The 9,504-nt window shown below is 40.3% G+C and carries 7 protein-coding genes; all 7 read right to left on the bottom strand.

The annotated features are described in order from the left end of the window. Positions 1-2,313: alkaline phosphatase D family protein (locus GQR46_RS11235; RefSeq protein ID WP_165740991.1), on the bottom strand; the 2,313-nt coding region annotated here is incomplete at its 3' end. A gap of 67 nt (positions 2,314-2,380) precedes the next feature. After that, positions 2,381-3,409, bottom strand: coding sequence for a UDP-glucose 4-epimerase GalE (galE, locus tag GQR46_RS11230; RefSeq protein WP_165740990.1), 1,029 nt, complete (start codon positions 3,407-3,409; stop codon positions 2,381-2,383). Between the two features lie 10 nt (positions 3,410-3,419). Then, on the bottom strand, positions 3,420-4,574 hold the full coding sequence (gene galK, locus GQR46_RS11225) for a galactokinase (RefSeq protein ID WP_165727477.1): 1,155 nt from the start codon (positions 4,572-4,574) through the stop codon (positions 3,420-3,422). Beyond that, on the bottom strand, positions 4,571-5,626 hold the full coding sequence (locus tag GQR46_RS11220; RefSeq protein ID WP_165740989.1) for a UDP-glucose--hexose-1-phosphate uridylyltransferase: 1,056 nt from the start codon (positions 5,624-5,626) through the stop codon (positions 4,571-4,573). The genes galK and GQR46_RS11220 overlap by 4 nt, the downstream gene beginning before the upstream one ends. 12 nt (positions 5,627-5,638) lie before the next feature. Next, positions 5,639-6,721 carry a glycosyl hydrolase gene (locus GQR46_RS11215; protein WP_165727475.1) on the bottom strand — a complete coding sequence of 361 codons (1,083 nt, stop codon included), beginning with the start codon at positions 6,719-6,721 and terminating at the stop codon, positions 5,639-5,641. Between the two features lie 9 nt (positions 6,722-6,730). Beyond that, the gene (locus tag GQR46_RS11210; RefSeq protein WP_165740988.1) at positions 6,731-7,669 is read right to left on the bottom strand and encodes a sugar kinase; all 939 of its coding nucleotides are present in this window, start codon (positions 7,667-7,669) and stop codon (positions 6,731-6,733) included. Next, positions 7,666-9,261: an MFS transporter gene (locus tag GQR46_RS11205; protein ID WP_165727473.1), complete on the bottom strand. Its 1,596-nt coding sequence runs from the start codon at positions 9,259-9,261 to the stop codon at positions 7,666-7,668. Before GQR46_RS11205 ends, GQR46_RS11210 begins: the two co-directional genes overlap by 4 nt. Between the last annotated feature and the right edge of the window lie 243 nt (positions 9,262-9,504).

Below are 9,504 nucleotides of genomic sequence, written 5' to 3'. Positions count from 1 at the left end.
AGTAAACTGCTTTTCTGTTGATGGATCTGTATTCCACTCCCAGCACTCTAATTGATAATATTTTTTTGCATGGTTTATTTTAATAATTCCATAACCTTCACTTTTTAAGTTTCTGTCAGCTAAAAACTTACCCCACGTTGTATTTTGTTTAGCAAAAAGTTTATGCGTAACTTTTGGGTTAGCTGCCGCTAGAACTCGCATTTTATTGCCAAACGTGTCGGTAAAATCACCGGTGTTTTTGTCGTTGTTTCGCTGATTTGGTAAAGGTGCGTAGGGTTCAAACCATCGCTGCCAAAATGCTGCGCTAGCTGGGCCTGCAAAAAACAAGCTGCCATCATCAAAGGTATTTATTCCTTGGTAGGCAAGCAACCCGAGGTGTTGATCTCCCGCAATTACTAATGCGTTAGCGTCACTTACTAGTTTTACTGCGCGTGTACGCCCATCAGCCGGGTAGCCATTTGCATCGTAATCTATTAATGCTTTGCCATTTTCATCGGTTTGAGGCGACCCCCACATGGAAGCTGTAATACATATTTTAGGTTTACCCGGGTGCATAGTTTGCCAGTCTTTTAAAAAGGCTTCTTGGCGTTTACCTAATAACTCACCCGTTGTGGCAAGCTTATTAGCTTTGTAGTCAGGTGGCGTTTTAAATTTACGATCCTCAACCATCGCAAAGCTAATTCCGCCATATTCAAAAGCGGCGTAGGCTACAGGAATATCATATTTAATAGGCGTAGGGTCGTAAGGGTCTGGATTATGCCCATTTTGCATACGGTAGATCATTCTAACAAGGTCTTTGTCCCACTTATAACCGCCGTCTTCCTCTTTTAGCATATCGGAGTGATCGCCACCATCGCCCCACAAGTTACCTTGCAGCACATCATGATCATCAACCAAAACAAGTGTAGGCTTATCTTTTATACTATCGGCAAACGCCCAGTACCATAAGTACCATTTATATAAGGTATCTAGTTTGGCATCTTTGGTGTGGCGACCATAGCGAGTCGGGTATGTTTCGTAGTACTGATCGCCACAAAAGACATACATATCAGGGTTATGGTAATTAGCATTTTCTACAAGTTCAGTGTGAGGAAATAAAATATTGTCTTTGGTGTAACGTCCTAAATCGCGCTCGCTACTAATAAGGCGTGTGTAATGTGTGTTGTCTAAGCTTTTAGAAGTAGGAATAATACAAGAGTACAATGCAATCGTGAATTCTTTAGTATTTTGTGGGTCCTTAGCAATAGTGCCAAAGTATAAAGTGTCTTCAGGCTTTTGTGGGTTAACAATTCTGTATTGAGCTTGTTTTAAATAGTTCCAATTACTTAACCTAAACCTTGCTACAAACCCATCTTCAATTTTTGCTGTGCCTGCATGCTGCCAATCCAATTGGTTTTCAAACTTATATTGCAGCTCTACGCGTGAAAATTCTTTAATATTAATAGGCATTAACTGACAAGATAACTTGAGGACCTGTTTATTAACGCTATACATACACCCCATAACCGGGCCTAAGGTATTGGCATTATTTAGAGTTATTTTACCGCCACCGGTTTCAATATCACTAAACCCCCAACGTGCGCCTGCTACAAAAGGCTCTGAGGAGCTTAATAACGAAATCCCCCCTTGCAGTTGATCTGCGGGTACTTTGTGAAGTACTGCAAATCCTAACTCCTGGGCTGTATTTGTGTTACTTGCCACAAGACGAATATCAAAATGGTGTGCATCTATTGGGTCTAAATGGCAATCGAGTGTTATTTTATCGCCGCTTTTATATTGTTGTATATTAAATGGAGCACGATTAATAATAGTAAAATCAAGCGCTTTGCTTTCATCATCAAACTGTCTAAATGATAATTTACCTAAACTGTCAAAGGCGGCAATTATTCCGCCATTTTCGCCACCAGCTCGCTGTGCTAAAGCAGCACCTTTAGCTGATAGCTCACCTTTGCCAATTCCTAATAAAAATCCACAAAAGCCCTCTTCATTCGGTGTTAAATTGCGTACGGTGGCTTTTATACGCCCACTTTGTAATGAGCCATTAAGTTGCCTGGTGAGTAACGATACAGTACGCGCTTCAAAATCTTTTCCTTCTCGGGTACATAAAAGCTCATTACCTATACGCTGCCAATCTTGTAGTCTGTTGCCCCAAAAATGCTTACCAAGCCACACCTGCTTACTAAAATTCGTATTATCTAATGGCGCAGTTGAGGTTAAGTCACCTCGGTATGATGCAAATAATCCGCTGCAACCACTTAACAGGCTTGAACTTAGTAGACCAGCGCTGAGTTTTAAAAAACTTCTCCGTTTCATTTTAATCACCTTTATTATTGTGTGTGGATTAGGGCGCCTTGTGTAGACAGTGCTTTACATAAGGAAGTTATACATTTGGATAGCCATTAGGGTTATTACTTTGCCAGCGCCATGTGTCTTTCATCATGTCTGCGAGGGTATATTGACATTGCCAGCCTAAAACAGACTGGGCTTTAGATGAATCGGCCCAAAAGGCAGCTAAGTCGCCATCTCGGCGCTTTACAATGTCAAAGTTAATATCAACTCCGGTATACTCAATAAATGCTTTTACTATGCCAAGCACAGAATAAGGAGTACCAGTGCCTAGGTTAAATGCTTCATATAGACTGTGGTGTTGCTCGCCAAGCCATTTAAGGGCTTTAATATGACCATTGGCTAAATCACTAACGTGTATATAGTCACGCTCACATGTACCGTCTTCAGTAGGGTAATCGCCTCCAAAAATAGCTAATTTGTCACGTTTACCTACAGCAACTTGAGCAATAAAGGGCATTAAATTGTTAGGAATACCTAATGGGTCTTCTCCTATTTGGCCGCTAATATCTGCGCCAATAGGATTAAAGTAGCGCAGGCTGGCTACTTGCAAACCGGTATTTGAGGCGACTATTTCTTGTAGTATTTGCTCAATCATTACCTTTGTTTGCCCATACGGGCTTGCTGCACGCCCTAGAGGTAAACTTTCGGTATAAGGCACCGATGCGCCTTGTCCATAAACTGTAGCTGATGAGCTAAACACGAGTTTATCAACATTATATTTAAGCATGCATTGGCATAAATTTAAGGTAGACACCAAGTTGGTATAATAATACTCAAGTGGTTTTTCTATGGATTCGCCTACCGCTTTTAAACCTGCAAAGTGAATAACCGAATCAAATTTATGCTCGCTAAACGTGGCAGACAACTTATCGTTATCAAGTAAACTGGCGTGAATAAATTCAACTTTTCGCTTTGATAACGCTTCTACGCGAGTTAGCGATTCACGACTCGAGTTACTTAAATCGTCTATTACTACTACGTCAAAACCATCTTTTAATAAGCTTAAAACAGTGTGGCTGCCAATATATCCCGCGCCTCCTGTTACCAGTACTTTTTTCATTAGATTGTCCTTATGCTCTTATAAGTGATACACCAGCTGAAGGTACGCTTGTGTAAATCGTTTCTTTTAATCCTGTTTGTTGCTCGTACTGCGTTTCAATAGCACTAATTACATTCTCTACCAAAAAATTAGGAACAAACGCCACTACACAACCACCAAAGCCACCGCCCGTCATTCTTACGCCGCCGTGTTCATTAATTACTTTTGCGATAATATTCACAAGAGTGTCGATTTGGGAGGTGGTTATTTCGAACAAATCACGCATAGAGGCATGGCTTTGTGCCATTAGTGTACTTAGTTTGGTTATATCGTTATTACTAAAGGCTTGCATGGCTTCTAATGTGCGCGCATTTTCATACACAATGTGCTCTACACGCTTGGCTACTTCAACGCTTAATGTATGTTTTTTTGCCTCAAACTCATCAATACTTACATCGCGCAAGCTCGGTTTAGACAAAGCTTCTGCCCCTGCATAACATTGCTCTCGGCGTAAGTTATATTCGCTATCAAGCAAGCCTCGTTTAACGTTTGAGTTAACCATTAAAATAGTCATCTTTGGGTCAATGCTCACTTCAATTAAATCAAGTGAGCGGCAATCTATACCCAATGCTTGTCCTTGCTGACCACACGCCGATATAAGCTGATCCATAATTCCACAGTTGCAGCCCACAAAATTGTTTTCAGCGGCTTGTGCAATTTGAGCTATGTCTTTTCGCTCAATAAACAATTCACATAAATGATTAAATGCATAAGCAATACCTACCTCAAGTGCAGCCGATGAACTAAGACCAGCTCCTTGCGGGACATTACCTGTGATGCATATATCGCAGCCACTGAGTTTATGATTTCGTTTTTGCAGTTCATCAACTACGCCGCGAACATAATTACTCCACGTTTGCGTACTGTGGCTATTAAGCGGTTTATTTACTAAAAAGTTGTCAGTTTGGTTATCGCAATCAAGTGCAAGTACATTTACTACATCGTCTGTTCGAGGGGACACAGCAATGTAAGTAGCGTATTCAATGGCACAAGGCAGTACAAAACCGTCATTGTAATCGGTGTGCTCACCAATTAAATTAACACGCCCTGGGGCTTTGACAACAAAGTCGGCATCGCGTCCAAAGTGGTTTGAAAAAGCTAACCGTGCGCTTTGTTCAACATTCATTTAGTGTTCTCTTTATAATGCGTTAGTGATTGTTTCTTCAAAATAGTGGCAGCTTGCTCGGGTGTAATATCACGCTGTGCTTCGGCCATCATCTCGTAACCAACCATAAATTTTTTAACACTGGCTGATCGTAGTAATGGCGGTAAAAACTGTGCATGTAATTGCCAAAATAAGTGGCTTTGACCATCATAAGGCGCGCCATGCCAGCCCATAGAGTACGGAAATGAACACTGAAATAAGTTATCGTAACGAGTTGTTATATTTTTAATAATTTCAGCTAGACTACTTTGTTGAGCGTCTGTCAGCTGTATCATTTGAGTAATCGCAAACCGAGGCAATAGCAGTGTTTCAAATGGCCATGCAGCCCAATAAGGCACAACCACCAGCCAATCATCGTTTACACAAACCACGCGTTCTTGCTTTTCAATTTCACGTTTTGCGTAATCAAGCAGTAAATTACTTTTATACTTTTCGTAATATCGTTTGAGGTTTTCGTGTTTACGCGCAACCAAACTAGGTAATTTATTTTGTGCCCAAATTTGACCATGTGGATGTGGGTTAGAGCACCCCATTACAGCGCCTTTATTTTCAAATACCTGAACCCATTTGTAAGTTTTTGATAACTCTATGCATTGCTCTTGCCATGTGCTTACTACATTTGTAACTTGCGAAACACTAAGCTCTGGTAGTGTTTTTGCATGATTAGGCGAAAAACAAATAACACGCGCAGTGCCACGCTCTGTATGCATACTAAATAGGGGATCGGTTTGCTCCACATCAGGCACACCTTCACGCAAGGCGGCAAAGTCATTAGTAAACACAAAGGTGTTTTTGTAATCTGGATTTACTTCACCGTTAATACGCGTATTGCCTTTACATAAAAAGCAGCTTTCGTCGTATTCTGGTTTAACCTCAATATCTACACTTTCTTCTTGACCTTGCCATGGGCGTTTAGCCCGGTGTGGCGACACCAACACATATTCATTTAATAATGGGTTTAAACGCCGGTGTGGATGCTCTGTCGGGTCAAATTGATTTTGTTGCTCACTCATTCTTTACTTTCCCTAGTTACTGTTTTGAAAGGTACCGGCGTCGAGCACTTGCTTACGAGGAGTAAAACGACAAATATAGTTCCAGTTCCAACTGGCATCGTATTTATGGCACAACCCCCAGCTAATTCCAGGTGCTGGATTTTGCTCAAACCCTTGCGCTGGTCGATATAAGCCTATCGCTTCTGGACCGCCTTTTATATGCGCCATAATTTCAAAATTAATACCGTCCTGAGCAAATTGAATGGTGTTTTTTTCAGGGCCATCGGTTGTTAGCAAACTAGCAATACCCCCTTTATAATTCCAAACAACGACCTCATGACCGCTATTTGAAATAGGGTTATAAGGCGATTTAACATAAGGACCTAATACATCATCAGCAATAGCAACACCGTGTTTTATTTCACGACCACCAAAGTTCATTCCTTCACCTTGGGTTTCGCCTTTGTAGTACAAGTAAAATTTATTATTAAAAAATACTAAACATGGGTCGTGTACTTTATGACTATCAAAACTACCTTTAGCTGTTACTGCAAAACGACTGTCTTCATCACCAAGCCATTTACCATCTTTGCTTGGGCTTACAATCGGTTTTGGTGATTTTATCCACGGCCCAAATGCAGATTCAGAGTGAGCTATTGCAATATGTTCGTACTGACGATTTGTATAAGGTGTTTGTACTGTTTGATAAACCAAATAATAATGACCTTGGTGTTCAAACACTTCAGGCGTAAAAATTGCTCTGTCGTCGTAATCACCTGGTTTACCTGGGCTTACAGCTAAGCCTTGTTCTTGCCATGTAATACTGTCTTTTGAGGTGGCATGCCAAACTTGCGTTAAATCCCATGGAAATACTTTGTCATTCGGATTAGTAGAGTTAAAACCAACCGTTTCCCCCTCACCTTTGGTGTACCAACAATGGTAAACACCATCAATGTATAAAACAGATGAAGGATCGCGACGTATAACCCCTTCTTCATAGGCAAAATCACCCAGCAACGGTTCTATATCAAATTCTGTAAGCCACTGCGGGCCATATTTATCGTAGCCACGCTCTATTGCACGCTTACTTGCTAAACTTAATTTTTTATCAGACATGTTAATTCCTTACTTACCTAGGCTTATATTTAGCGACTGGTATACGTCAAGAGGTAAAATCGCGCCTTGATGCTGCACAACTTGTGAGGCAACACTGTCAGCCATTTCTAATGCATTTTGAGGGTTTTGTGCGCACATTCTGGCGGCTAAGTAGGTTCCGGCAAATGAGTCACCTGCCGCTGTACTATCAACTTGCTTTGCAGCGGGTGTAAACGGACATGACGCTTTAAGATCATCTTTGCAATAAACCTGCATCCCGGCACTACCAGCTTTAATAACAATTTCGTCGATATCAAATTGTGTACAGTACTGAACAATCTCTTCAATGCTTGAATGACCGAATAACACACGGTGATCATCAAGACCTGGTAAAACTACATTACTAAGCGCATAAGCACGCTCTAGCCATTCAATAGCGTGGCTTTTTGATTGCCACATACGCGCGCGATAATTAGGGTCGAACGCAATTGTGCAGCCTTGTTTTTTAAGAGCAGCTAATAATGTGAGTAAACCTTGTTTAGATTCACCATCTAAAATACCTAAACTAATGCCACTGAAAAACACCCAGTCTGATTCTTTCAAACCTAAATTAAATGGCTTTTGAGTATATAAACTCATCATATGCTTCGCTGCTGATTGATTACGCCAATAATCAAAGCTTCGCTCACCATCAGCATCCGTTGAAATAGCGTAAATACCCACGTTATAGTCTGCTGTTGTAATCACGTTTTGCGTGCTAATACCTTCTTGTTGCCAACATTTGAGCATATTGGCACTCAGTACGTCGCTACCTACAGCTGTAAATAGCGCGCAATTTAGTGTGTTAGCAAAACGCTTTGCATACACAAGAGCATTGTAAGTATCGCCCGCAAATGACTGCTTGCATTCGCTAATACCTGTTGGTACTAGCTCAACCATACATTCGCCAATAGCAAGTAAAGTACTCACACACCCTCCTGTACTTTTTTAGTGTGTAGGCCTTCTAGGTAGACTTCAATTTCTTCTATCGATTTATTTTTAGTCTCTGGCATAAACTTAAATAACAATGCAAAGCCGGCTACACCCGATACGGTATAAAGTAAAAAGATGTTTGCAGCGCCTAAATTACTTAGCTGCCATGGGAAAAACTGCTGAACAAAATAGCTAATTACACTGGCAATAAATGCAAAGGTAGGAATGGCCACACCTCGAATACGAGTCGGGAATATTTCAGAAAATATCACCCACATAATTGGCCCAATCGAAAAGTGAAAGGCTGCAATAAAGCCCGCTATACCAAATGATATAAGTGGCGCGTTTATAGTTGCTGCGCGTGAAATTAAATCGCTTTCAAATAATTGCTGTTGCGAAGCTGTAAGTACGCTCGCTAAAGCCTGCTTAAATTCAATATCACTGTGATACACGGTACCAATTATGTGCTCCAGTCCTGTAATAGAGTTTAACGCTGAAAACGAGGTTATATCTTCAGCCGACAAACTATATTCTGCCTGGCTAAAGCCTAAATAACACATAAACAAACTAATTGTTGCAGCTGCTAATCCCCAAATAACAAGGGGTCTGCGCCCTAACTTATCTATCAAAGCAATAGCTACCACAGTAAATACAATACTGACTAAACCAATTAAAACAGCGTTAAAAAAAGCAGCATCAGTGCCGACTCCCAGTTGTTCAAACACCGTTGGAGCATAAAACATTATGGCGTTAATCCCCGTCACTTGCTGCACAATAGCAATAGTAAAAGCAATAATGACAGCTGTGCGAACACGACTTTCGAGTAGTTGTTTAAATGAAGAAAAATACCCACCTGTTTCGCTGTAATCAACCAAGCTCTCTTTAATACTCTTAAGTTGCTCTTGGGCCAATTCAGTATTTTTATTTAAACGATGCAAGATAGTTATAGCGCGTGTTTCGTTGCCTTTCATAACTAACCAACGCGGGCTTTGGGGAATAGTAAATAATAATAAAAACCATAAAATAGCAGGAATAATCTCAACGCCTAGCATCCAGCGCCATAAATTATCTTGTACATTCCACTGTGTTACCCACTCAAAATTACTGTGAGCTAAATCAACAAGTAAGTAGTTAGCAAAATACGCTGCGGATAATCCAACAACAATATTTATTTGAATCATAGACACTAATTTACCACGGTACTTAGACGGTGCAACTTCACCTATATACATAGCAGCGACCGATAAAGACGTGAATGCTAATCCACCTATAAAACGAGCAGTAACTAATAGCTCGTAACTTGGCGCGAAAACCGATGCAATTGCCGACAGTATGTATATAAAGGCAATGCCTATTAAGGTATTTTTTCGGCCAAACATATTGCATATGTAACCGGTAATGACTAAAGCAAATAGCACACCAAAACCAGGCGCACTTACTACAGTGCCTATTTGGATGTCAGATAAATTAAATTCTGCAGATACAAAACGAACCGTACCTGAAATAAGAGCAGCGTCTAATCCAAAAATAAAGCCACCAAAGGCGACGATAAATGCAAAGAAAAACACATTACGTTTGCTACCATTCATACTTCTATCCAACTTTGTTGTTATCATTGTGTGTTGCTTTATATAGAGAATAAAGCGAGTGCTAGTGTCAAAACCCAACATTGTTAACAATTAACCATGAGTAATAACTTCGAGACTATTTCAAAATTAACGCACTTGCAACATCTATTTTAAGAAATCATGCTTTAACTTAAACTCTTTTACAATTAACATTAAAAATTAGTTAAACAAAATCAAAAGTTTATTATAAATAACACATAAAAA

The sequence above is a fragment of the Pseudoalteromonas sp. Z1A6 genome (assembly GCF_011378745.1).
In the GTDB taxonomy this organism is placed as follows: domain Bacteria; phylum Pseudomonadota; class Gammaproteobacteria; order Enterobacterales; family Alteromonadaceae; genus Pseudoalteromonas; species Pseudoalteromonas arctica.
The sequence above is the reverse complement of the archived record's forward strand: the minus strand, read 5'-3'. Positions and strand labels throughout refer to the sequence as shown.

Excerpts from the sequence above, each read along its gene's own strand:
- GQR46_RS11220 (WP_165740989.1), bottom strand. The coding sequence starts at position 5,626 with ATGAGTGAGCAACAAAATCAATTTGACCCGACAGAGCATCCACACCGG.
- GQR46_RS11215 (WP_165727475.1), bottom strand. The coding sequence starts at position 6,721 with ATGTCTGATAAAAAATTAAGTTTAGCAAGTAAGCGTGCAATAGAGCGT.
- galE (WP_165740990.1), bottom strand. The coding sequence starts at position 3,409 with ATGAAAAAAGTACTGGTAACAGGAGGCGCGGGATATATTGGCAGCCAC.
- galK (WP_165727477.1), bottom strand. The coding sequence starts at position 4,574 with ATGAATGTTGAACAAAGCGCACGGTTAGCTTTTTCAAACCACTTTGGA.
- GQR46_RS11205 (WP_165727473.1), bottom strand. The coding sequence starts at position 9,261 with ATGAATGGTAGCAAACGTAATGTGTTTTTCTTTGCATTTATCGTCGCC.